The 24,872-nt window shown below is 59.0% G+C and carries 19 protein-coding genes and 4 pseudogenes; 15 read left to right on the forward strand and 8 right to left on the reverse strand.

Annotated features, from left to right (window positions below):
• The first annotated feature begins 3 nt into the window (after positions 1-3).
• The gene (locus tag FQ187_RS20285; protein ID WP_149630837.1) at positions 4-816 is read left to right on the forward strand and encodes a class I SAM-dependent methyltransferase; all 813 of its coding nucleotides are present in this window, start codon (positions 4-6) and stop codon (positions 814-816) included.
• 48 nt (positions 817-864) lie between these two features.
• Here the strand turns inward: FQ187_RS20285 and FQ187_RS20290 are convergent, their stop codons facing one another.
• Positions 865-1,791, reverse strand: coding sequence for a universal stress protein (locus FQ187_RS20290; protein ID WP_149630838.1), 927 nt, complete (start codon positions 1,789-1,791; stop codon positions 865-867).
• Between the two features lie 156 nt (positions 1,792-1,947).
• On the opposite strand from FQ187_RS20290, the gene FQ187_RS20295 reads away from it, so the two are divergent.
• Entirely contained in the window at positions 1,948-3,021 is a 1,074-nt protein-coding gene (locus tag FQ187_RS20295; RefSeq protein WP_149630839.1) for an NAD(P)-dependent alcohol dehydrogenase, read from the forward strand.
• 79 nt (positions 3,022-3,100) lie between these two features.
• Here FQ187_RS20295 and FQ187_RS20300 read toward each other — a convergent pair.
• Positions 3,101-3,398, reverse strand: a pseudogene (locus FQ187_RS20300) (hypothetical protein); the annotation flags it as partial.
• A gap of 8 nt (positions 3,399-3,406) precedes the next feature.
• Positions 3,407-3,668, reverse strand: a pseudogene (locus FQ187_RS20305) (transposase); the annotation flags it as partial.
• Between the two features lie 620 nt (positions 3,669-4,288).
• Between FQ187_RS20305 and FQ187_RS20310 the strand changes: the two are divergent.
• The 10 genes and pseudogenes from FQ187_RS20310 to FQ187_RS20355 form a co-directional block, all read left to right on the forward strand.
• Positions 4,289-5,599, forward strand: a complete 1,311-nt coding sequence (locus FQ187_RS20310; RefSeq protein WP_149630840.1) for a nucleotide sugar dehydrogenase — start codon at positions 4,289-4,291, stop codon at positions 5,597-5,599.
• Between the two features lie 61 nt (positions 5,600-5,660).
• Positions 5,661-7,142, forward strand: a complete 1,482-nt coding sequence (locus tag FQ187_RS20315) for a glycosyltransferase family 2 protein (protein WP_149630872.1) — start codon at positions 5,661-5,663, stop codon at positions 7,140-7,142.
• 117 nt (positions 7,143-7,259) lie between these two features.
• On the forward strand, positions 7,260-8,474 hold the full coding sequence (locus FQ187_RS20320; protein WP_149630841.1) for an alginate biosynthesis protein Alg44: 1,215 nt from the start codon (positions 7,260-7,262) through the stop codon (positions 8,472-8,474).
• Positions 8,471-9,871, forward strand: a complete 1,401-nt coding sequence (locus FQ187_RS20325; protein WP_149630842.1) for an SEL1-like repeat protein — start codon at positions 8,471-8,473, stop codon at positions 9,869-9,871. Before FQ187_RS20320 ends, FQ187_RS20325 begins: the two co-directional genes overlap by 4 nt.
• Before the next feature lie 41 nt (positions 9,872-9,912).
• Positions 9,913-11,301 carry an alginate export family protein gene (locus FQ187_RS20330; protein WP_256667374.1) on the forward strand — a complete coding sequence of 463 codons (1,389 nt, stop codon included), beginning with the start codon at positions 9,913-9,915 and terminating at the stop codon, positions 11,299-11,301.
• Positions 11,302-11,386: 85 nt separating this feature from the next.
• Positions 11,387-12,904: a mannuronan 5-epimerase AlgG gene (gene algG, locus FQ187_RS20335; RefSeq protein ID WP_149630844.1), complete on the forward strand. Its 1,518-nt coding sequence runs from the start codon at positions 11,387-11,389 to the stop codon at positions 12,902-12,904.
• 11 nt (positions 12,905-12,915) lie between these two features.
• The gene (locus FQ187_RS20340; protein ID WP_149630845.1) at positions 12,916-14,313 is read left to right on the forward strand and encodes an alginate biosynthesis protein AlgX; all 1,398 of its coding nucleotides are present in this window, start codon (positions 12,916-12,918) and stop codon (positions 14,311-14,313) included.
• Complete coding sequence (locus FQ187_RS20345) at positions 14,313-15,404, forward strand: mannuronate-specific alginate lyase (RefSeq protein ID WP_149630846.1); 1,092 nt, start codon at positions 14,313-14,315, stop codon at positions 15,402-15,404. Before FQ187_RS20340 ends, FQ187_RS20345 begins: the two co-directional genes overlap by 1 nt.
• A 133-nt stretch (positions 15,405-15,537) precedes the next feature.
• Entirely contained in the window at positions 15,538-16,959 is a 1,422-nt protein-coding gene (locus FQ187_RS20350) for a mannose-1-phosphate guanylyltransferase/mannose-6-phosphate isomerase (protein ID WP_149630847.1), read from the forward strand.
• A 223-nt stretch (positions 16,960-17,182) separates the two neighbouring features.
• A pseudogene (locus FQ187_RS20355) lies at positions 17,183-17,400 on the forward strand (class II aldolase/adducin family protein); the annotation flags it as partial.
• Here the strand turns inward: FQ187_RS20355 and FQ187_RS20360 are convergent.
• From FQ187_RS20360 to FQ187_RS20385, 5 genes and pseudogenes are all read right to left on the reverse strand, one after another.
• Positions 17,401-17,790 (reverse strand): annotated as a pseudogene (locus tag FQ187_RS20360) (helix-turn-helix domain-containing protein); the annotation flags it as partial.
• Positions 17,791-17,855: 65 nt separating this feature from the next.
• Positions 17,856-18,296 carry a hypothetical protein gene (locus FQ187_RS20365; protein ID WP_149630848.1) on the reverse strand — a complete coding sequence of 147 codons (441 nt, stop codon included), beginning with the start codon at positions 18,294-18,296 and terminating at the stop codon, positions 17,856-17,858.
• Positions 18,297-18,479: 183 nt separating this feature from the next.
• The gene (locus tag FQ187_RS20370) at positions 18,480-18,680 is read right to left on the reverse strand and encodes a hypothetical protein (RefSeq protein WP_149630849.1); all 201 of its coding nucleotides are present in this window, start codon (positions 18,678-18,680) and stop codon (positions 18,480-18,482) included.
• Between the two features lie 474 nt (positions 18,681-19,154).
• Complete coding sequence (locus tag FQ187_RS20380; RefSeq protein WP_149630873.1) at positions 19,155-20,372, reverse strand: DUF3422 domain-containing protein; 1,218 nt, start codon at positions 20,370-20,372, stop codon at positions 19,155-19,157.
• Between the two features lie 214 nt (positions 20,373-20,586).
• Positions 20,587-22,266 (reverse strand): thiamine pyrophosphate-binding protein, encoded by a 1,680-nt coding sequence (locus FQ187_RS20385; protein ID WP_149630850.1) that lies wholly within the window; start codon positions 22,264-22,266, stop codon positions 20,587-20,589.
• A gap of 310 nt (positions 22,267-22,576) precedes the next feature.
• Between FQ187_RS20385 and FQ187_RS20390 the strand changes: the two genes are divergently transcribed.
• The 3 genes from FQ187_RS20390 (at position 22,577) to FQ187_RS20400 (ending at position 24,802) form a co-directional block, all read left to right on the forward strand.
• Positions 22,577-22,843 carry a ParD-like family protein gene (locus FQ187_RS20390; protein ID WP_149630851.1) on the forward strand — a complete coding sequence of 89 codons (267 nt, stop codon included), beginning with the start codon at positions 22,577-22,579 and terminating at the stop codon, positions 22,841-22,843.
• Positions 22,840-23,631: a type I methionyl aminopeptidase gene (gene map, locus FQ187_RS20395; protein WP_149630852.1), complete on the forward strand. Its 792-nt coding sequence runs from the start codon at positions 22,840-22,842 to the stop codon at positions 23,629-23,631. Before FQ187_RS20390 ends, map begins: the two co-directional genes overlap by 4 nt.
• 157 nt (positions 23,632-23,788) lie before the next feature.
• Positions 23,789-24,802 (forward strand): GlxA family transcriptional regulator, encoded by a 1,014-nt coding sequence (locus FQ187_RS20400; protein WP_178122738.1) that lies wholly within the window; start codon positions 23,789-23,791, stop codon positions 24,800-24,802.
• Positions 24,803-24,872: the final 70 nt, after the last annotated feature.

Here is a 24,872-nt window from a genome sequence, read left to right on the forward strand (position 1 = left end):
TTCATGAGTACACCCATTGATCTTACTGCCTTGAAAAACCGTCAGATGGCCTCTTGGGCCAGTGGCGACTATGCCGTGATCGGCACCACTTTGCAGATCGTCGGTGAGCAACTGGCCGAGGCCTGCGACCTGCTTTGCGATGAACGCGTGCTCGACGTAGCCGCCGGTAATGGTAACGCGACGCTCGCCGCGGCGCGCCGTGGCTGCCTCGTCACCTCCACTGACTACGTGGCCGCGCTGCTGGAACGCGGCGAAGACCGGGCCAGGGCAGAACACCTGGAAGTCACGTTTCAAGTGGCTGACGCCGAAGCCTTGCCGTTCGAGAATGCCAGCTTCGATGCCGTGCTTTCGACCTTCGGTGTGATGTTTACGCCGGACCAACCCAAGGCCGCCACGGAACTGGCGCGGGTTTGTCGCCCCGGAGGGCGGATCGGCCTCGCCAACTGGACGCCCGAAGGGTTCGTCGGCCAGATGTTCAAGACCCTCGGCCGCCACCTGCCGCCACCGCCGAGCGCTCAACCGCCGTCGAACTGGGGCACCGAAGCCTGGCTGCACACGCAGTTCGACGAACGTGACTTTCTGCTGCAGGTGACGCGCAAGACCTTCAACTTCCGTTACCGCTCGGCGGCGCATTTCATCGACACGTTCCGCGCCTGGTACGGCCCGGTCCACAAAGCCTTCGCGGCGCTGCCTCCTGAAGGTGCCCAGGCGCTGGAAAGCGACATGACCGAACTGATCAACCGTTTGAACAGGGCGGGAGAAAAATCGCTGGTGGTGCCGAGTGAATACCTTGAGGTGGTGATTACGCGGCGTTGAACTCATTCACACTCATTCACCTGTCTGAAGAGAACACTGTAGGAGCAGCTATTCATCCAGCCGCTCGGTGTACACCACCCAAACGCTGCACGGCATTTTGTACAGCAGATGCTCCACTGTACTGCCGATCAACCGGCCCATGCCGCGATGGCCGATCCGGCCCATAACAATCACGTCAACGTCATAGGCATCGGCATAACGGGTGAGGACCTTGGCCGGGTTACCCATGATCATGTGCCGCTGCTCCGGCGCGATGCCGTTGCGCTCGGCCAAGTCGTTGAAGGCATCCTCCTGGTAATCGAACACGGTCTTGGCCTTGCCCGAGGAGAAAAACGCCGACCCGTTGTCGAAGCCGAATTCGTCGGCGCTGATGGATGAAAGGTCATAGGCGTAGACAACATCGAGCTCGGCATTACAGGCGCTCGCCAGTTTCGCCGCCTCGTGAAGGATTCGGTCGTTGAAGGTTTTGTAATGGTCATCGCGATGAAAGGGGTCGACCGCCGCGACGATCTTTCGCGGCAAGGCGTGCACGGCGTGGCTGACGAAATGTAGCGGCACCGGGCATTCGCGCAACAAGTGCACATCGAGCGGGGTAAACATCAGCCGCGACAGCAGCGATTCGTGCTCCAGCGCCTTGATCAGCACATCCATCGGCTGCTCTTTGAGGTGAATCAGGATTTCCTCCAGTGGGCGTTCGACCCAGGCCACTTCGGTGGTGACGTGGACCCCGATTTTGCGCAAGGGGCGGGCCTGTTCCTCAAGCCATTGGCGGTGGCGCTCGACGTACCCCACGCGTATCTGTTCCAGGGCCTTTTCGTTGACCAGACTGGCGGTCGCCAGGCCTTCAAGGTAATCGAAGGCGACGATGTGCAGCGCGGCGTCTTCGGCCTTGGCCAGCGCAGCGGCCCTGTCGAAAGCAGGGCTGTGTTCCATCAGCGGGGATGCAACCAGCATGAAGCGGGATTGACCAGACATGACGAACCTCCCATGGATTAGCCGCCCGACGTGCGGCTCCTGTGCCGTACATCCAGTCTCTAAGTATTGACCATGATCAACCTCCCGTCCGTAAACCGGGTGCAGGCTGAGGTTCGTGCTGAACTCAAGCTCATGTGAATGCTCAGGAGAGCCCCGATGGCAACCATGAAAGCCGCGATATTCGTTGAGAAAAACCGCATCGTGCTGGATGACAAGCCGATCCCCGAGGTCGGACCGCTGGATGCGCTGATCCGTATTACTACCACGACGATCTGCGGCACCGACGTGCACATCCTGCGGGGTGAATACCCGGTGGCCAAAGGGCTGACCATCGGTCACGAACCGGTGGGCATTATCGAGCGTCTGGGCTCGCAGGTGCGTGGTTTTGTCGAAGGTCAGCGTGTGATTGCCGGTGCCATTACCCCCAGCGGACAAAGTTACGCCTGCCTGTGCGGTTGTAGCTCGCAGGATGGCCCGGACACCCGCCATGGCTTCCGCGCCGCCGGTGGCTGGAAGTTCGGCAACACCATCGATGGTTGCCAGGCCGAACACGTGCTGGTGCCGGATGCATTGGCCAACCTGTGCCCGATCCCCGATGGCCTCAGCGACGAACAGGTGCTGATGTGCCCGGACATCATGTCCACCGGGTTTTCCGGGGCGGAGCGGGGCGAGGTCAAGATTGGCGATACCGTCGCGGTGTTCGCCCTCGGGCCAATCGGCCTGTGTGCCGTGGCCGGCGCGCGCCTCAAAGGCGCCAGCACCATTATCGGCATCGATACCGTGGCTGAACGGATGAGCGTCGCCCGGCAGTTGGGTGCGACCCACGTGGTCAATTTCAAGGACGGCGACGTGGTCGCGCAGATCATGGCGCTGACCGACGGTCGAGGTGTCGACGTGGCCATCGAAGCGCTGGGCACCCAAGGCACTTTCGAGTCCGCGCTGCGGGTGTTGCGCCCCGGTGGTCGTTTGTCCAGCCTGGGGGTTTATTCAAGTGATCTGCGCATCCCCCTGGAAGCCTTTGCCGCGGGGCTCGGGGATTTCAGCATCGTCAGCACCCTATGCCCCGGCGGTAAAGAACGCATGCGACGGTTGATGGCGGTGGTGCAACGCGGTGGCGTCGATCTGTCGCCGCTGGTGACGCATCGCTTCAAGCTCGACGATATCGAAGCCGCCTATGAGTTGTTTGCGCATCAGCGGGACGGGGTGATGAAGGTTGCGATCACGCCTTGAGGTTGCCCTCAGGGTTTCCAGATATCGACGTCTTTCGCATCCACTGCCTTGGGCAATAAACCCGCGGCAATGTTCTCGAAGCTGCTCGGCCATCGGCGGGCGACAGGTAGGCCGGTTGGATGTCCGAAAACGCCAGGCCTGCTTTTTCCAAGGCAGCGATTAGCCTGCGCAGCCTGAGCAAAAATCGGCACGGTGTCCGCCACGTCAGCGCTGATATCGACGTTGCCGACATTCAGCGCTTCCAGCAGTGGCAAACCACTTGAAAACTCATGCCAGCTCACATCGATGTTCTTCTGCGCGACGGTATTTCGCTTCAGCGTTTCGGTGTCAGCGATGCGTTGCTGCTCGGCCAGCTCATCGACCTTGACCGGGACGATGTCATAGCTACGGCCAGGATTCCCGCCGCCAACGGGTGTTTTTCCGCCAGATGCCGGACATTCATGAGGGTGGTGTCTTCAGGGATCGGAGCGCCCAGCGTGAGCTGGGCGAACTGGCGCAGCGAAGTGATTTCATAGAGCGCCTCTTCCATCGCCGAATCGCCCAATGCAAACCGTTCTGCAGCCGATGAATGCGCAGCATAGCGTCCGGAGAATAAGGTGTGCGCTGCCGCCGGCCTTGGGATACTACGGCTCGATCAGCGCCAGCAGAGCTCATCGGGTTCATGGGCGGCTCGCTCAGGTAGTCAGGACATATATCAGCACATTCGAGGGCTTATTCGGAGAGTCCCTAAAGAGTTTGTTATTTAAAAGGTATTAACTATTGCGTGTAGGGCGAGCGCCAATAAATAGTTATTAAAAAAATTGACGTGTTTCAGTCGCTTTACACTGTGCGGGGAATTTATTGGATACGCTTACAATGTTGCAACGTTGGCATTGCACTGTGTCAGGGCTTTAGGCGTGTCTGTCCGGTAAGTATCGTAAGTATCTGCTTGTTTTTGGTGCGCGGGTATATGTTTTTGTTTGAGGTGTCAGTCACGATAGCTTTTATATACCACTGATTTTAATAGTAATTTTATCAATGGTTAACGTGTTTACGATGTGGGTACTCACTTTGCTGATCTAACTACTCATGTTGTCGGCGCGAAGTGTTCGAAATTTCTTTTAAAAAAAACAGTACGTGCTTGATGTTTGTCTACACTCCAATTTTACGGTGTGGGTCGAGAGTACAAGTTGTACCTAACGGTCGGTTAGTTGGTGCGGTAGAGCGACTGTCGGCCTGCGCGGCATGCCGATGGCATTCTTGAATCAAGGTATACGGGGATTCACCGATGCGGATCAGCATATTTGGTTTGGGGTACGTGGGTGCTGTATGTGCGGGCTGTCTCTGTGCTCGCGGTCATGACGTAATCGGGGTGGATGTCTCGCAAGTCAAGGTTGACCTGATCAACCAGGGTAAGTCGCCCATCGTTGAACCCGACCTGGAGCCGCTGCTCGAACTGGGTGTGAGTTTTGGGCGGCTGCGTGGTGACCGTGATGTGAAGGCGGCAGTGATGGGCACGGACATGTCGTTCCTCTGCGTCGGTACGCCCAGCAAGAAGAATGGTGATCTGGACTTGGTCTACATCGAGTCGGTCTGCCGCGAGATCGGAGAAGCCCTGCACGACAAGCACAGTTGGCACACAGTAGTGGTGCGCAGCACGGTGCTGCCGGGCACGGTGAAGAACGTGGTGATCCCGATACTTGAAGACTATTCCGGCAAGAAGGCCGGGGTCGACTTCGGCGTGGCGATCAACCCGGAGTTCCTGCGCGAAAGTACCGCGATCAAGGATTACAACTGTCCGCCCATTACGGTGATCGGTGAGCTCGACCAGCGCAGCGGTGACATGCTCGCCACGCTCTATCAAGAGCTGGACGCGCCGCTTCTGCGCAGGAGCATCGAAGTGGCGGAGATGATCAAGTACACCTGCAATGTCTGGCACGCGACCAAAGTGACCTTCGCCAATGAGATCGGCAATATCGCGAAGGCCGCCGGCGTGGACGGTCGCGATGTGATGGACGTGATCTGCCAGGACACCAAACTCAACTTGTCGCGGTATTACATGCGCCCCGGCTTTGCGTTCGGCGGTTCCTGCCTGCCCAAGGATGTGCGTGCGCTGAACTATCGCGCCGGGCAAATGGACATCGAGCACCCGCTACTGGCCTCGATCATGCGCAGCAATGCGGTGCAGGTACAGAGAGCCTTCGACATTATCAGCAGTTACGGCAAGCGGCGTGTCGCGCTACTCGGCCTGAGCTTCAAGGCGGGCACCGATGACCTGCGCGAAAGCCCGCTGGTGGAGTTGGCCGAGATGCTGATAGGCAAGGGCTACGACCTGCATATCTTCGACCGCAACGTTGAATACGCGCGTATCTACGGGGCCAACAAGGAGTACATCGAGTCGAAGATTCCGCACCTGGCTTCGCTGTTGTGCCCTGACCTTGCGAAAGTGATCGAGCAGGCGGATGTGATCGTGCTGGGTAACAGTGACGAGGCCTTCAAAGCCATTGCGCTTCAGGTGCCCGAGGGCAAGCAGGTGGTTGACCTGGTGGGCTTCCTGCCACACGCCAGTGACGATCGGCTTGAGGGTATCTGCTGGTAAGCGAGGCGCGGAGCTGATGCGCCCCAAACAACTTGGGTTTATCGAACGGGGGGTCATAGGTATGGCTGATTCCAGGGTTTACTTGCGCGAAGCTGCGGGCTGGTTGTTCTACGTCACCGCGCTGATGGGGCTTGCACTGTTGCTGCCGCGCACCGTGTTCGATCCCCAATCCAGGGACTTTCTCCTGTTGCTGGGGGCGGTCGGTATCTGGCGTTATTCGATGGGCGCGATCCATTACCTGCGGGGGATGCTGTTCCTTTATCTGGTATACCCTTATTACAGACGCAGAGTCACCAGGCTGGGCAGCAGTGCCGATCCGTCGCAAGTGTTTTTGCTGGTTACCAGTTTTCGTATCGATGCGTTGACCACGGCGCAGGTCTACCGCTCGGTGATCGAAGAGGCCATCGGTTGTGGTTACCCGACCACGGTGGTCTGTTCCATCGTCGAGCTGGCCGATGAACTGCTGATCAAAGCGCTGTGGGACAGCTATACCCCGCCGGAGCAGGTCAACCTGAGCTTCGTGCGGATTCCCGGCACCGGTAAGCGCGATGGCCTGGCCCATGGTTTTCGGGCGATCTCCCGGTATTTGCCGGAAGCCGATGCGGTGGTGGCGGTGGTCGATGGCGACACCGTGCTCTCGCCCGGGCTGGTGCGGCAGACAGTGCCCTGGTTCAAGCTGTTCCCGAACGTCGGCGGGCTGACCACCAATGAGTTCTGCGAGGTGCGCGGAAGCTACCTGATGAGCCAATGGCATAAGCTGCGGTTCGCCCAGCGGCACATCAATATGTGTTCGATGGCACTGGGCAAGCGAGTGCTGACAATGACCGGGCGGATGTCGGTGTTTCGCGCCCAAGTGGTGACCGACCCCGGCTTTATTCAAGACGTTGAGAGCGATTATCTGCAGCACTGGCGCCTGGGGCGTTTCCGCTTCCTGACCGGTGATGACAAGTCCAGTTGGTACAGCCTGATGCGGCTGGGCTACGACACCTTTTATGTGCCCGATGCGGCGATCAACACGGTCGAGCACCCCCCGGAAAAGAGCTTCTTCAAGGCCAGCCGCCAGCTGATGTTCCGCTGGTATGGCAATAACCTGCGGCAGAACTCGCGGGCGCTGCACTTGGGCGTGCAGCGGTTGGGCTGGTTCACCTCGCTGGTGCTGTTCGATCAACGCGTATCGATGTGGGCCAGCCTGCTCGGGCCGTCAGTGGCGATCATTGCCAGCCTCAAATACAGCGTGGCCTACCTGCTGATCTATGTGCTCTGGATCGGCCTGACTCGCTTGATCCTGAGTCTGCTGTTGCTGGCATCGGGGCACCCGGTCGGGCCGGCCTATCCACTGATTCTCTATTACAACCAGGTGGTCGGCGCCGTGGTGAAGATCTATGTGTTCTTCCGTCTCGACCGGCAATCGTGGACGCGCCAGAAAACCAGACTCGACCGCGGGCTGGCCAGCTATCAGCGCTGGTTCAATACCTGGTCGTCGCGGGCCATGACCTTTTCGGCCGGCAGTGTGTTTTGCGCGCTGCTGATGTGGATGGTGTAGCGCAGGTGTCAGGGCAGTCGGCATGCCGTGCCGGTCTGCACAGCGGTAAAGGATAAAGGTGCATACCGGCTCTGACCTGCCGGATCGTTCTCAATCGTGGAAGGGAAGGGACGCGTTATGAACACAGCTTGTATTGCTGTTGATGACAATGTTGTGCATGAGTCGGAGGTGCAGCGTCAGCATGCGCGGCTGAATCTACCGGCGAGGCTCAAGTTACACGTGCCGAACCGGGAGATGTTCGATTGCGAGCTGATCGACTTGTCGGCCGGTGGCTTCAGCCTGAGTCAGCTGAACCCACCGCTGATCGTGGGCCGACAGCACAAAGGCAAACTGGTGTTTCAGGTCGATGCGCTTGGGTTTGCCATCGACGTGGAGTTTGTCGTGCGTTCGGTAGGTAGCGAGGGGCTGCGGGTGGGTTGCGAGTTCCACAACCTGCCTCCACGTGCGATCTCCGCATTGCGTTATCTGATCACCTCCTACCTCTCGGGTGGGGTGATCAGCCTGGGTGACATGCTCGCGACCCAGCAGCGCGACAACTTCACCAAGCCGCGAAAGCACGATAGCGGCAACGGCCTGGGCTTTTTCGCACGCTTGCGGGCGACCACGGTGAGCCTGCTGATGTTCCTGGTGGGACTGGGTGCCTTTGGCTATGTGCTGCACCAGTTGTATGGCATTTATTTCGTCACTCACGCCGAATCGGCGCGGGTCAACGTGCCCGGCCAGTTGATCGGCCTGCCGCGCGACGGCAGCGTCAAGTCGTTGGTCAAGGTGGGGGCGGTGGTGTCCAAGGGGGCGCCGCTGGCGACCTTTTCCGCGTCGCTGCTGGATGTGATGAAAGGCAACCTGCCACCCGGGCAGGCGACCCCGGAAAACCTCGAGCGCCTGTTCAGCCGGACCCTGCAAGGGTCGCTGACCAGCCCTTGCGATTGCCGGGTGGTGGCGCAGCTGGTGCCGGACGGCCAGGTCGTCGGCAAGGGCACCACAGTATACGAGTTGATGCCGATCGATGGTGTGGCGACCATCGAGGCGCGCTTCCCCTATAAGAACTTTGCCAAGATCCAGCCTGGCAAGGCAGTGAGCTTCCAACTGGTTGGTGAAGAACAGCCACGCACGGGCAAAATCGCCACGGTGGTGCTGGACAACGGCGGCCTGGCCTCCGACCTGCGGGTCACCATTGAGCCTGACAGCGCGTTGCAGACCGATCTGGCCGGGCGTCCGGTGGAGGTCAGTATCGAAAACCTGCAAAGCAATGCCTGGGTGAAGAATGCCTGGGCGGCCAATACCTGGGTGAAAAGCGCCTGGGAGAATAAAGCCTTGGCGGCCGGAAAATGAACGGCGCATGGCGATCGGGGCTGCGGTTTTCTGCGCTGGCCGCAGCTCTGATGATGATTCATGGTTGTGGCACCCTGCCGGATCAGGGTGTGGCGCGCGAGGCCATGTTGCGCGGCGATTATGAAACGGCACGCAAGCACTATGCGGCGCTGGCCCAGGACGGCTATGCCGATGCCCAGGCCGGGATGGGCGACCTGACGGCGTCGGCGGGCGACCCGGAGAGCCTGAAAGAGGCTGAAGCCTTGTACCGGCAGGCCGCGCCGGAGTCGGTCAAGGCGCAGTCACGTCTGGGCCGCTTGTTGTTGCGTCAGGGACCGAGTGATCCCAAGCAAGTGCGCGAGGCCCAGCAATTATTGGAAGGCGCGCTGGATAAAGGCGAGTTCAGTGCGGTGGTGCCGCTGACGTTGTTGTACCTGGGCTACCCGCAACTGGTGCCTGGGGTGGATCCGCAGCAGAAGGTCGATGGCTGGCGCGCCCAGGGCATTGTCGAGGCGGATCTGGCGCAGATTCTGATTTACCGCAATCAGGGCACCTATAAGGCTCACCTGCCGCAGATCGAGCAGATGTGTCGGGCTCGGCTTGCGGTACTCGATGCCTGTTATGTGGAGCTGGCCACCATCAACCGAATGCGCGCCCAGCCCAAGGCGCAAGAGGCTTTGCTGGTGGAGTTGCGCCAGGGTTGGCGCGAGGGACGAGTCGCGCCCTTGCGGGTCGAGTCGGTGGCACGCGTTCTGTCGTCGCCAGCCCTCGAAGGCCCGGCCGATGCACAAAGCGCCCAGCGCCTGCTCGAGGAACTGGCGCCGGTCTATGCGCCGGCCTGGACCAGCCTGGCACGGTTGATCAACGACTACCCCGTGCAAGGCGATGCGCCGCAATTGCTCTCGGCCTTGCAGCGCGGGCGCGAGGCGGGCGACCCACGGGCGGAACTGCTGACCGGGCGGCTGTATTACCTCGGCAAATGGTTGCCGCAGAACCCGCGTCTGGCTGAAGAACATTTGCTCAAGGCGGCCGCGGCCGGTGAAGTCGGGGCGCATTACTACCTGGGCCAGTTGTACCGGCGCGGTTATCTGGGCCAGGTCGAACCGCAGAAGGCGCTGCAACATTTGTTGCTGGCGGCCCGCAACGGTTCGCCCAATGCCGACCTGGCCCTGGCGCACATGTTTTCCGACTCCCGCGGGGTCAAGGTCAATCGGATCAATGCCTATGTCTTTGCGCAATTCGCGCAGCGTCAGGGCGTGGTAAATGCAGAGCCAGTGCTGTCGGCCCTGCAGTCGGGGCTGACCCCGGCAGAAAGGAAAATCGCGCAGCCTTTGCTTGAAGGGGAAGCCCAGGCCCGTCTGACGGGCGCGGCGCTAGCCAGACTGCAAACTCCGGAAAATGGACAGGACTTACTATGAAGCAAGCATTATTGTCAGGTTGTGGTCTGGGTGTTTCGCTGATGTGCAGTGCCGGTCTGGTGCTGGCGGCGGAGGTGGCTCCGAAGAATTTCGGCCTGGATGTGAAGATTACCGCTGAGTCGCAGGAGGACCGTGACCTGGGCACCGCACCCGGTGGCACCCTCAACGGTATTGGCATCGACTTGCGCCCCTGGGCCTTTGGCCAATGGGGTGACTGGAGTGCCTATTTGATGGGGCAGGCGGTGGCAGCGACCGATACCATCGACACCGATACGGTGAACAACGGCGTCGACGAAAGTAACGCCCGCGGGACCGATGACAGCTACCTGGCGATGCGCGAGTTCTGGGTCGACTATTCGGGCATCACCGCCTATCCGGGCGAGCATTTGCGCTTGGGGCGCCAGCGTTTGCGCGAGGACAGCGGCGAGTGGATGGACACCAACATCGAAGCGCTCAACTGGACCTTCGAAACCACTCTGTTGCGCGCCCACCTCGGCGCGGCTGAACGCTTTTCCGACTACCGCACTGACTTGAGCGACCTGGCGCCCCAAGACAAAGACCGCTCCCATGCCTTCGCCGACATCTCTACGCAATGGGCGCCTAATCACTGGGTCGGCCTGCGCCTGCATCATTCTGAGGACAGCGGCAGTCTGCCCAATACGGGCGAGCAGCTCGATGCGCTCGACAAGACCAACACCGGCAGCCTGACCTGGGTCGGTCTCGAAGCGAACGGTGACGGCTACAACTATCGCTCGACGATGCCGGTCAATTACTGGCTCAACGCGACCTGGCTGACCGGCAGTCGCGACAACCTCACCAGCGTGATCGATGCTAACGGCGATCGAGTTGCGACGGGCCACACCAGTGGCGACGTCAACGCCTGGGGCGCGGACCTGGGCTTGCGCTGGAACATCGATGAAAGCTGGCGCCTCGGCGCTGCCGCAGCCCGCGGCGACGGCGGCGGTAACGACCAGGAGAATCAGTTCCAGCAAACCGGCCTGCAGAGCAATCGCTCGAACTACACCGGCACGCGTTCGCGCGTTCACCGTTTCGGCGAAGCCTTTCGCGGTGAACTGAGCAACCTCCAGGTGGCTACCCTGTTCGGCTCCTGGCAGTTGCGCGAGGACTACGACGCCAGCCTCGTCTACCACCGCTTCTGGCGGGTCGACGACCAGCAGGACACCGGCGACGGCGGGATCATCAATGCGGCACTGGTGGACGGTGAGAAGGACCTGGGCCAGGAAGTCGATCTGGTCATGACCAAGTACTTCAAACAAGGCCTGTTGCCCGCGAGCATGGTGGATTGGGTCGACGAACCCTCGGCGCTGATCCGCTTGCGCCTCGGCGTGTTCTTCCCGGGTGACGCGTACGCCAGCGACACCGACTCGAGCATGCACCGGGCGTTCATTGATTTCGTCTGGAAAATCTAGGCCCGGGTTGTTGCCCGCAGTGATGCCGTCGTGGGCACGGCGCCTTGATCACACCAGGTTGCATTTATTTTGATGAGTGAGGCTTATGGACAATGTCGTCAAGATAGGGCTGTTGCTCGCGGGTCTGCTGTTGGTGCAGACCGCGGGTGTCAGCGCGGCGGGTCTCGTATTCGCGCCGCGCTATACCATCAGCGAGGCACCGGGAAAGCCCTTGCTGATCAAAGAGCCGAAGATCCCCGACCTGTCCGGCTATACGGCCGAGGCAGCCATGGCGAAGATTTCCTACAAGCCCGCCGGCAGTGCCTTGATCCAGCCGATGCTCAAGGAAAACTCGCTCGACGAGTTCATCGGCGGCAAGGAGCGTCTCAAGGAATGGGTGGTGCGCCAGCAGCGAATGCCGGTAGCGATCTTCATCGATCGGGGCTACATGAACTTGACGCAACTGGCGCGCAGCCTGCCACCGACGGCCTTGCGCGAAACTGCGCCGGGGGTGTTTCTGGCACGCTTGCCAATCGTCATACGTCCGGGCGGGACCCTGCATATCGACAAGTCGGTCAAGGAGTTGCGATTGTCCCAGGAGGGCGGTTCCTTCCTGGTCAATGACGGCAAGCTGTTTATCACCGACACCAAGGTCAGCGCCTGGAGCGAGAAGGACGACAGCCCGGCCTGGTACAAGAAAGAGGGGGAGTTTCGGCCCTTCCTGGTGTCCTGGGGCGGCACCGAGACCTACATCGTCAACAGCACCATCACCAGCTTCGGCTACACCGCGAGCAAGAGTTATGGGGTCAGTATTTCCCAGTACAGCCCGAGCATGGCGCCGAAGATGAAGCGCAAGCGGCCGACCGGCTGGCTGCTCAATTCGCAGTTCGTTGACAACTGGTACGGCTTCTATTGCTATGAGGCCGACGACGTGGTGATTCTCGGCAATTCCTACCGCGACAACATCGTCTATGGCATCGACCCGCACGACCGTTCACGCCGGCTGATCATTGCCCACAACGACGCCTTTGGTACCCGCAAGAAGCACGGCATTATCCTCTCACGCGAGGTCAACGACAGCTGGATCATCTACAACCGCGCCTACAACAACCACCTGTCGGGCATCGTCCTGGACCGTTCCAGCGTCAATAACCTGGTGGCCTACAACGAGACCTACAAAAACCGCTCCGACGGCATGACCCTGTATGAGAGCGGCAATAACCTGATCTGGCGCAACCGCGCGGTCGACAATGACCGGCACGGGATCCGGGTGCGTAACAGCACCGGTGTGCGGCTGTATGAAAACGAGCTGATGGCCAATGCCCTGACCGGTATCTACGGTCACATCAAGGATTTGCGCGGCAGCGACCGCGACCTCAAGGAAGACCCCTACGAAGCCAGGCTGTCGCTCACCGTGGTCGGCGGCAAGCTGATCGGCAACGGTTCCAGCCCCATCACCGTGTTTTCACCCTCGCGTCTGGAACTCTATGACTTGACCTTTCTGGCGCCGCAGAAACAGGACGGCCTTGCCTTCACCGGTTTGCTGGGGGAGGTGCAAGGCGACTTGATGGACATTCTCCTGCGCCGCCATGCAGCCGCGTTGATTCTGCCCGAGACACTGTGAGGAGCCTGCCGATGAACACCCTCCATGGATTTGCCGCGTTGTGCCTGCTGTCTGTGCCGACGTGGGGACAGGCGCAGCCGGAGTACACGGCCGAGGCCTGCTGTCAGCTGTGCCCACAAGCGGCACAGGCGACACTTTACGAGCAGCCGGAGCTGAAAAACTACACGACCCTGGTGGAGGCCAAAGACCAGTGGCTCTTTCGCACCCAAAGCGATTTTCGCACTGACTTCGGCCTCGATGAGAGCGGTTACAAAGCCCTCAAGCGTCTGCGCGACGGGCTGGCCCAACGCGGGGTCGAGCTGGTGTTGGTGTTGCCACCCAGCCGCGGCTTGCTGCATGCCGACCGCCTGACGCCGCAGGAACTGGCCAGCTTCGATCAGGCCAAGGCCCGGCAGAACTACTTGCAAACGCTGGACCGGGTGCGCGACTTACGTATTCTGGTCCCCGACTTTACCAGCCTGCTGGGTGCGCCGCAGCCAGTCGGGCAGCCTTTCTACTTCAAGGGCGACCACAACTGGACGCCCTATGGCGCCGAACGCAGCGCCCAGCTGGTGGCCCAGACGCTCAGCGGTAACGATGTGCTCAAGGCGTTGCCGCATCAGGTCTTCGCCAGCCAGCCGGTCGGCTTGTTGGGACGCTCTGGCACGTTGCAAAAAGCCGCCGCGCAGATCTGCGGCAACGGTTATGCGGCGCAGTTTGTCACCCGTTATCAAACCCGGGCCCAAGGCGATGCCAAGGTCCCCGCCAAGGTCGTATTGATCGGTACCAGCGCCAGCGGCGAGGCGTTCAACTTTGCCGGCTTCCTCGAACAGTATCTGCAGACGCCGGTCAGCAACTTCAGCGTGCCGGGCGGTGGCTATGATGATTCGTTGATCGCCTACCTGCTCGGCGACGACTTCCAGAAGCGCCCGCCGACGGTGCTGGTATGGGAAACCGATAATCTCGACAACCTGGGCAAATCCAGTTTCTACCGGCAGGCGATGGCAGCGCTGAGCGATGGCTGCGACAACCAGGCGCCGCTGCTCAAAAGCCTTTCGACCCTGCACAGCGGGCGCAATCAGGTGTTGTTCAACGGCGGTGGCGGCAATGTGTATCCGATCAAGGGCAATCGTTATCAGGTCGACCTAAAGTTCGCCGATCCCGCTGTGCACCTGATGAGCGCGACCCTGACCTACATGAACGGTCGCCAGGAAAACATCAGCTTGAGCCGTTCGCCGACGGTCAATACCCAGGGCCGCTTCGCCTTCGAGCTGCGCGCCGATGCGGACTGGGACGAACTGACTTTTCTTTCCATGGACGTGCAGCCACCGCCTGGACCGACCTCCATGGAGCTCTCGGCCCGCTTGTGTGCCAAGCCCGTCATCTCTGCGACACCTTCCCTGCGCACCGCGCAGACGGAGGGGCACTGATGCGTCAGGCGCACTGGGCCGCCATTGGCGTGGCCTTCATTCTGATGGGGCCGACCGTGCAGGCGGTGGCCGCTCAACTGCGCCCGCCGCAGGGCTATTACGCGTCGGCCGTGGAGAAGAATGGCGACGTGCCGAGCTGTCCGGCGGCGCCCAAACCCTATACCGGTGACCTGTTGATCCCCAGTAAGTACGAGGGCTCGGGCAAGGCACGTGATCAGCTCAACGTGGAATCCAACCAACGCTACAAACAAATGTCAGCCGATATCAACGAACTGGAGAAGGGCGTCAACAAACAAGTCGCCGCCTATTTACGGCTCGGCCGCGCCGGCCATGTGGACTGCACCCTGAGTTGGCTGGGCGATTGGGCCAAGGCGCAGGCGCTGCTGAGTACCACCTACACCCATACCGGCAGGTCGATGCGCAAATGGGCGCTGGGCAGTATTTCTTCGGCGTATCTGCGGCTCAAGTATTCGCGCTCGCAACCTTTGCAGGGCCACGAGGCGCAGACCCGGCCGATCGAGGTCTGGATCGGCCAGCTCGCCGATCAGGTGGTGCGGGACTGGCGCGACCAGCCACTGGACCGACTGAACAATCACCAGTATTGGGCGGCTTGGGCCGTCATGGCGGCCTCGGTGGTGGTCGACCGGCGCGACCTGTTCGACTGGTCGGTAGCGCAGTTTCGCATCGGCGCTTCCCAAGTCGATGCAGACGGATATCTGCCCAATGAACTGAGCCGCGAAACCCGCGCACTGGCTTACCACAACTACGCGATGGGGCCGCTGATGATGATCGCTGCCTTTGCCCGAGCCAATGACATCGACCTGCGCGAAGAAAACCACGGTGCCATGCGGCGTCTGGCGGCACGGGTGGAGGAAGGGATCAAGGACCCACGCACGTTTGAACGCAAGACCGGCTACAAGCAGGAACTCGAGGACCTCGATGAGGATGGCAAGTTTGCCTGGCTGGAACCTTACTGCGCGCTGTACGACTGCTCGTTGCAAACCAACCGCTGGCGCCAATCGTTCGAACCGATGAAAACCTACCGCCTGGGCGGCGACATCACCCAGCTATTTGCTGACCAGAAAGAATAAATGTAACAACCAACACGCTCTGGATACCCGGTGGGGCCATTCGTAATTGGGCTTGTGTTGTAAATGGGAAGGCAGTCCTTCGCTGTTCGAAGCGCCTTCATGTCGAGTGATGAAGGTGCGGGAGGAAAGTGAAATGATTCCAGTCATTCTGTCCGGTGGCAGTGGTTCGCGGTTGTGGCCGTTGTCGCGCAAGTTGTATCCCAAGCAGTTCCTGAGTCTGGCAGGCGAGGGATCGCTGTTTCAGCAGACCCTGCAGCGCCTGGCGTTCGAGGGTATCGGCAAGCCGATCGTGGTCTGTAATCAGGAACATCGCTTTATCGTCAATGAACAACTCGCCGCCATTGGCTGTACGCCGCAGGCGATACTGCTCGAACCCTTCGGCCGCAATACCGCGCCGGCGGTGGCGCTGGTGGCCCTCAAGCTGATCGCCGAGGGCCGCGATGAGCTGCTGCTGGTGCTTCCGGCCGATCATGTGATCAGTGACGTGCCCGCCTTGCGCGCCACGCTGTCTCACGCGCAGGAAGAGGCACTCAAAGGCAATATGGTGTTGTTCGGCATTCCGGCGATGCGTCCGGAAACCGGTTTTGGGTATATCAAGGCCGCCGGCAGCGATGCTGGCGCCGGCGCCTTCAAGGTCGAGAAGTTTATCGAGAAACCCGACCAGCAAACCGCCAGCGAATTTGTCCGGTCCGGCGAGTACTTCTGGAACAGCGGCATGTTCCTGTTCCGTGCCAGTCGCTATCTCGACGAGTTGCGCACTCACGAACCCGACATGTACGACACCTGCGTGCTGGCCCTGGAGCGCAGCCGCAGCAGCGACGGCGTGACCAGTATCGATCGGGTCACCTTTGAATGCTGCCCGGACAACTCCATCGACTATGCGGTGATGGAGCGAACCAGCCGCGCCTGGGTCGTCCCGCTAAGCGCTGGCTGGAGTGATGTCGGTTGCTGGTCTTCGCTGTGGGATGTGCACGACAAAGACGTCGACGGGAATGTGCTCAAGGGCGATGTCGTCAGTTACAACAGCCGCAATTGCTTCGTGCATGGCAGTAGCAAGCTGGTGACCCTGCTAGGGCTGAACGATTTGGTCGTGATAGAAACCAAAGATGCGTTGATGGTCGCGCACCGCGATGCCGTGCAGGACGTGAAAAAACTGGTCAATGCGCTCGATGCCAAAGGTCGCTCGGAAACCCAGAGCCACTGCGCGGTGTATCGCCCCTGGGGCAGTTACGATTCGGTGGACAGCGGCACCCGCCACCAAGTCAAGCACATCACCGTGAAACCGGGCGCGCAGCTTTCCCTGCAGATGCATCACCACCGCGCCGAACACTGGATCGTGGTCTCCGGTACAGCCCAGGTGACGTGCAACGAAAAGGTCTTCCTGCTCACTGAAAACCAGTCAACCTACATCCCGATCGCTTCGGTGCACCGCCTGTCCAACCCCGGCAAAATCCCGCTGGAAATCATCGAGGTGCAGTCGGGCAGTTACCTGGGCGAGGACGATATCGAGCGCCTGGAAGATGTCTACGGCAGGAGCCAACAGGTCAAGAGTTGAGCCCATTTACGAGAAGCGTTGGCTTGTTTATCGAACGAGGAAGATACGCGAGCTTCGTTGGGATCGAACCCACGACTCCTGCCTTCGGAGCGCGGCATGAATGGAGGGGCTGAAATATAATAAAAAAAATGATAGTTAGCTTTGATTAAAATGTGCTTTTTATTATTTTTTTGCTTCCCATAGGCTTGCTGGAGATCCTTAAGGCCCTCTAGGAAGTTTTGCTTTGAGCAGCGTCAGCCCGTTATCCAGCGTCTCGAAAATGTTCGCCAGCGCGTCAGCCCCGAAGAATGGGATGTGCGGGTGAAACTGGCGGCGGCCTATCGGCTGGCGGCCCTGTTCAAGTGGACTGATCACATCTACACGCATTTTTCGGCGCGAATGCCGGGGCCCGACGAGCATTTCCTGATCAATGCCTTCGGGCTGCTGTTCGACGAAATTACTTGGGCCATGCCCCTCGGAGACGTCTTCACCTAGCGGGCTCAAGCGCAGTTCGTAGAACTCTGATTGGCGCGCTACGTCGAACGGGAACAGCGCACGGCTGACAAAGGCGCCGCTGGCACTGACCAGGCGTTTGCTCTGGCTGGCCGACAGCACCGCCACCCCTTCGAAGGCCCGATGCTCAAGAAATGCGGCCACCGACACCTTTAAGCCCTTGGCAATTTTGCACAGCACCTTGATCGACGGCACGCTGCGCCCGGATTCGATCTGCGCCAGGATTGCCCGGCTGACACCGCACTGTCGGGTGAGGGCGTCGAGGGACAGGTGACGCTTGCCGCGCAGACGTTGCAGGTTCTGTGCGACGCGTTCGCAGATTGGTGAGGCAACAGGGATTAGGCCGCGCGCGAGGATATCCAGAACTATTATTTGGGGGCGGTGGGGTAGGGCACAGTTGAACACTAACTACACTTGACGCTAACGGCCTTCGCGGCGCGTTGCAGTTCTTGTTTAACGTCGACAGGTATCCGCTGTTTCACGAGTCGCTGCTCGAGGAATGTCTGATCGCCTCGGGTATCAACCTGAGCGTCAATAGCCGCATCTTCCGCTTCCAGGGCGGCAGCGTGAGCCTCTATGACCGAGTCGACCTCAGCGTCGCTCTTGGCGGCATCGAGCGCAACAATGAGTGTCGCCACTTCGTCTTCTTCAGCCTTGGCATAGGCGTCTACAGACAATCCGGCAGCCAACGCCCGCGCTCGCATTTCCACGCCTTTCAGCGTCTGCTTGGCCTCTCCACACAGCATGTCGTGCTTGTGGCTTTCGACGATTTTCCATTGGAAAAATCCATACGTCATCGTGCCGATAATCGCTACGGTGATACCACCGATCAGGAACCGTTTCATGGCTACAGTCGTGAACGTGTGGGGATTGAGAGTTCGGTGGACATCGCTTCGTTCTCTATTCGAGGAAATGAAAGCGTAGCACCGGAACCGGCCTAGCCCCGTCCAACGTCAATGCAAATACATTGGTGAAGGAGAGGAGCGGCGTGTCTTCAAGATTACAACCTCACGTCCCTTGGACCCTTACTAGTTACCGTCCGCCACCTTCCGTTCTATCTCAGCTATTTTCCGACTGAGTTCCTCAGCTTCCTGCTCTTTGGTTCGAGTTGAAGAGGGCGTTACGGTTTCATCCACACCTTTGGCGTCCGTGTCCCTGTCCTCAAGCTCTCTTTCGGCGTTTGACGTTGCATTTGATTTGACGTCATTAACACTGTCATCGCTGTTCATATCGCTGACCTCCATTGACCTGAACATTGGATTCAACGCTATGGCTTGAGTTCGAGATTTTTTGTCGGCGTTCCTCGATTACCTGACGAAACGTACCGGCGGTCAGACGGCCTGAATTCTACCGGGTGGCAATACTCCACCGTCCGAGGAGCAGTCGCTCCTTGATAGCGGTGGAATCCGCCGGGGGAACACGTAATGCCATCGGTCGAAGACTTCAGGATCCACTCTCACGCTTTCCTGATCGAGCTGGATGCCGCAACGATGGGAATGATGACGCTGGTCTCTTCCAGATGTGTTTCAGGGCCGGAATGGGAAGAGGCAACCAAACGGCATCACGATGCTTATGAGATGTGGAATTCCTTTCTTAATGTCTCTGCTTCAGGCACTGACTCAGTCACTCCGTTAAATGCTTCAGGCGCTGACGCTTGCTAGAGCCCTTGTGTGCGGTATTCAGCATCCCTGCGATTCGCCGTTTCAGTGCTCTTTGACTTTCTTTATGCGGAAAATAATCAGCGCAAGGATGGCGATCGCGAGGGGCGTCATCGCCAGCATCGCCTCTCGAGGGGCCACCTCGGCGCCGAGCAGGTGCAACCCTGAGTAGCCAAGCTTGAGCAGGTTCAGCAGGTAGTAAGTAATGGCAATAATCGACAGACCTTCCACGGCGCGCTGGATCTTGATCTGGGCATCGGCGCGGGCGTTCAGGCTTTTGAGAATTTCCGAGTTCTGCTCTTCCATTTCCACCTGAACCCGGGCTTGTAACAGGTCGCCCAGGTTGGCCACGCTTTTCGCCAGGTGCTCCAGGCGTTGTTCGGTGGCGGTGCAGTACCTGACGGTGGGTTTGAAACGGCGTTCGATGAACACCCCGAGACGCTGGCAATCGCCTACGTGACTTTCCCGCAATTCGCCAAGGCGTTCGTACACGAGTTGGGCATAGGCCTGGGTGGCACTGAAGCGGTGGCGGGTTTTCGCGGTACTGCTGACCACTTGGGCTGACAGGTTGGAGATGTCCGCCAGCAGGGCTTTCGCATTGCCGCTGTCAGCGTCGGCGTTACGCTCGGAGAGGGTGACCAAGGTCTTGTCAAAGACATCAAGCTGCGCGCTCAAGGTCTTGGCTGTGGTCAACGACAGCGAGGCCATCATGCGGTAGGTCTCGATTTCCAGCAGACGGCGGATCATCCGTCCTTGGCGGTAAGCGTTAAGGCGCCGGTTGACGAACAGGATGTGGTTGTTGCCGTCCTCGCTGAGACGAAAATCGCTCCAGACCACCGCATCGCCACCGCCCACGCAGGAACCGCACGGGTCCTTGAAGCCGTAGCCGGCGAGGTCCAGGCCGGCTTCGCCACGCACTACGATCTGCACAGAGTTGATCAGCTGCGGCAAATGCGCTTCGATCTTTTGCGCCAACACCTCGGGCAGCGATGTCCAGGACAGGTCATCGCTGGATGAAGTGACCACCAGGGTCAGGGTGAAGAACTCGGCGTGGCGTTCCCATTTCAGGGCGTGGCCATCGAGTTGGGTGATGCCCTGGGCGGCATGAGGATCGATCGGGATAGGGCAGCAGCGCTCCAGCAGCGCATTGCACTGCGCGTCTGCGCCGAGAAAGGCCAGATGAAACACATGGGCCGGCTCGTCGAAATACAGTGACGGGCGCGCGTGCAGTTCGTTGTGCAGGGTTTGTCTTTGTGGATGCATGCTGTTCAGGCCATTGATCGACTGCTGTTGTAGGTGGGACAAGTCGATGAACTCACGAGTCACAAGCAGCAATCCATGGTTTTGCGCTGAAATGGTCACGCTACGTTGTCACGTCAGTAGGGGGCAAACGAACAATGGCGTGCGGGGAACAATCAAAAAAAGGCGCCTTTTTAATCGTGGATCAGGCGCCCAAAACAGAAGAACGGGTTGCCGCTCACTTTTTGCTTGATTGCTCTCTGATCTGAGTCAGGCTAAGTCGAGGTGTCAATGCTTCTGGGTGGACCCTGACCTCAATCAAGGATGGCCGGGACATACCAAGGCAGCGTTCAAACGCTGGGGCAAATTCCGACGTGGCGGTTACCACCTCGCCATGCAGTCCATAGGCTTGGGCCAGTGCGGCGAAATCCGGGTTGTGCAATTCAGTGCCTGACACGCGTCCAGGGTAATTGCGTTCCTGGTGCATTCTGATGGTTCCGTACATTCCGTTGTTGATCACAACGAAAATCACATTGGCGCCATATTGCGCTGCAGTCGCAATCTCCTGACCGTTCATCAAGAAGCAGCCATCCCCGGAAAAAGAAACCACCACTCGATCCGGGCACGTCAGTTTGGCGGCCACCGCCGCAGGAACGCCGTAGCCCATGGAGCCATTGGTAGGGCCTAACTGAGTGCGGTATTGGCGGAACTGATAGAAGCGTTGAAGCCAGACGGCATAGTTTCCGGCGCCATTGGTCAGGATCGCGTCGTCCGGAAGACTGCGATTCAACCACTCAATGATTTCGGCCATTTGCACATCGCCAGGGGAGGGCGAGTGTTGCAGATTTTCGCAGTAGTTTTTGTTCAGCGTGCGCGTCCATTCACTCTTTATTTGGCTGGTCACCGCTGGAAGTTTTGCGGCTGATTTGGCAAAGGTCGACATGCTGCTGTTTATCGCTAACGCAGGTTGGTAAACCCGTCCCAGTTCCTCGATGCCTTGGTGAACGTGGATCAAGGTTTGCTTGGGTACCGGGATATCCAAGGCCGCATATCCGCCCGTTGAAACCTCACCCATTCTGGAGCCCACGACCAGCAGCAGATCGGCGTTTTTTACCGCTGAGGACAACTGCGCTGACGCGGCGAAACCAAGATCACCGACATAGTTCGGGTGTCGATTGTCGAACAGGTCCTGGCAGCGAAAGGAGGCGGCAACCGGGATATTTTGCTGTTCAGCAAAAAGCCGGATGTCGTGCACTGACTCGGTATCCCAGCCGCTGCCACCCAGCACCATCAATGGACGCTCTGATTGCTCAAGCAGTTGCTGCATGGCGGCCATTTGCTCGGCTGCCGGGGTCATCAATACGCGTATGAAAGGCCCGGCATCACTGACTTCCGCCATTTCGGTCAGCATGTCTTCCGGCAGTGCGACCACTACAGGCCCAGGCCTGCCATTGACCGCTCGGTGGAACGCCTGGCTGATCAGTTCGGGAATTCTGCGGGTGTCGTCTATTTGCACGACCCATTTTGCCAAGGGGCCAAACATCTGGCGAAAATCAACTTCCTGAAAGGCTTCGCGATACTGCTGATCGCGAGCGACCTGGCCAATGAACAGAATCATCGGCGATGAATCCTGGAACGCGGTGTGAACGCCAACCGAGGCGTTCGTTGCACCCGGGCCTCGGGTCACGAAGCAGATGCCTGGCTCTCCAGTGAGCTTGCCGTAGGCTTCGGCCATATAGGCCGCCCCCCCTTCCTGGCGGCACACCACCAGATCGATTTCTTCTTGCACGTCATGCAATGCGTCGAGAACCGCGAGGTAGCTTTCTCCCGGAACACAAAAAGCTCTTTTGACGCCATGGATGCGTAAGGCATCCACCAATATCTGACCTCCGCTACGACGAGAAATGGTTTTATTCATTGTTATCTCCTGAGTCGAATGGTGCGGTGTGAAAGGGTGAATCGCTCTCTTTCTGACAGGTACTGACTCGATCAAATGGAAGAACAACGGCTAGCGTCTGCGCCACGAATTCTGAGCATCATCGAGTAGGGGTACAAACGATGATTGCTCAGCACTTCATTCCCTCAGCTATTGAAGTCGGACTTCAAGTCACCCAGTGACTTTTTTATGCTGCCGCGCGCTTCAGTCATGGCTACAGATCGTGGAATTGCAATTTCACACGACGACCGATTAATATACGGTCCATATACATTTCATATCGGATAGAGCAGTGGGTATCGTAAAAATTTCAGAAGCCATGCACGAGAATCTGCGCGTCGCCAGCGATGCGTTGAGCCGTTCGATTAACGCCCAGGCAGAGCACTGGATGCGCATCGGGATGCTTGCGGAGTTACATCCCAACCTCGACCACAGCGACATCTGCCGCTTGCTGATTCGTGCCGAACTGGCTGGCGGCCTCGATGTAAAACAGCTATGCGCACTCGCCGATTTTTCGCAAAACGCCCAGGTTGATGCAACACCAGGAGCCCAGCAATGAAGGCCAATGTTGCTATCAATACCCCGGCAGAAATAGCCAAGTCTCGCGCTGCGGGCACGCTGGCCGCCGAGGTCCTGGCCATGATCGCTCCGCATGTCAAAGCGGGGGTCACCACCGACGAACTTGATCAGCTCTGTCACGACTACATCGTCAACGTGCAGAAAGCCATTCCGGGCAATGTCGGCTATCACGGCTTCCCGAAAACCGTGTGTACCTCGGTCAACCAAGTGGTCTGCCATGGCATTCCTTCGGCCACGCCACTAAAGGATGGCGACATCGTCAATATCGACATTGCCGTTATCAAGGAAGGTTGGTACGGCGACACCAGCCGCATGTACTTCGTGGGTGAGCCCGGCCCGGATGCCCGGCGTCTGGCAGAGACGACCTATGAAGCGATGTGTGCCGGTATTCGCGTCGTCCGCCCAGGCGCTACGCTGGGTGACATTGGCCATGCCATTCAGAAGGTGGCCGAAAGAGACGGATTCAGCGTCGTGCGTGAATACTGCGGTCACGGTATCGGCAAGATTTATCACGATGAGCCGCAGGTCCTTCACTACGGCTACCCGGGCCATGGCCTGAAACTGAAAGCCGGCATGATCTTTACCATTGAACCCATGTTGAACGCTGGCAAGCGCCATGTGAAAACGCTGGCTGATGGCTGGACGGTGGTCACCAAGGATCACTCACTCTCGGCTCAGTGGGAGCATATGGTCGCAGTCACAGACGACGGCTTCGAGGTTCTGTCCCCTTGGCCCGATAGTGTCGATGGGTATCCCGCCATCGTTTAGGCGCGGTTTGCGAGTGACACACAGCTACGTCACGGCCTCCAGATGGCCTGATCAATCGCAAAATGGCGCTAGTGGTTTTGAAACGTCTGCAGTTAGCATTGAGGTTTAACAACGCACCCAACGACAGGTTGGGTAACGTAACCGAGTAGGTCGAACATTGATCGAACGACGCCAATTTAGCGGAGGCATGAAGGGGAAAAATCTTCGCTATCTGAATGAGAACCCCAACGAGAAAACTCAAATGGTTCGGGCCGGATTTCTGTTGCTTGAGCATTTCTCGCTGCCCGCGTTCACGCAAGCACTGGATACGATTGTCACCGCGAATCTTCTGCGCCCCGGGTTGTTCTCTTCCCGAACGTTCGGCTTGACCGATGAGGAGGTCATCAGCGACCTGGGTCTTGTCATCCGGCCAGATGCCCGTTTCGATTGTTCAGTGATCCAGGACCTGGATCTTCTGGTCATTTGCGGCGGCTACAGGACAGAACTCAAAGCGACGGATGAACTCATCTCTCTGTTGAGGGCTGCATCAGACTTGGGCGTCAGTCTGGCCGGGTTGTGGAATGGTGCGTGGTTCCTGGGGAGGGCAGGCTTGCTTGACGGATATCGTTGCGCGATTCACCCCGAACATCGCCCCGCACTCGCGGAAATCTCCAAGGCGACGCATGTCACCAGTGAGCCCTACGTCATCGATCGACACCGGCTCACGGCTTCCAGTCCCTCGGGGGCATTCCACATGGCGCTGGACTGGATCAAAGGCTTGCACGACAAAGCCCTCGTCGAGGGGATTGAGGACATCCTGGCTTTCGAGGAATCACGTTATCGACGCATCAAACCGACTGAAAATGTCTGCGTGAGTGCGCCTTTACGCGAGGTGGTGAAGCTGATGGATGCCAACCTCGAAGAGCCTCTGGAGCTGGAGCAGTTGGCGGTTTACGCAGGCCGTTCGCGTAGACAACTCGAGCGCTTGTTCAAGGAGCAACTCGGGACAACGCCGCAACGGTATTACATGGAATTGCGGATTACCGAGGCGCGTCGACTGCTCCAGCACACGGAGCTATCCCAGGTGGACGTGTTGGTTGCGTGTGGCTTTGTATCACCCAGCCACTTCAGCAAGTGCTATAGCTCGTACTTTGGATACAGGCCTTCCAAGGAAACGCGACTCGTCAAATAGAACGGCTTTTTGAGTCTGTGCTTACTCGTGATTTGCGCAGATTCAAGCCGACTCTTTGCCAATTAGGCCT

The sequence above is a fragment of the Pseudomonas sp. ANT_J28 genome (genome assembly GCF_008370005.1).
Taxonomy (GTDB): domain Bacteria; phylum Pseudomonadota; class Gammaproteobacteria; order Pseudomonadales; family Pseudomonadaceae; genus Aquipseudomonas; species Aquipseudomonas frigoris.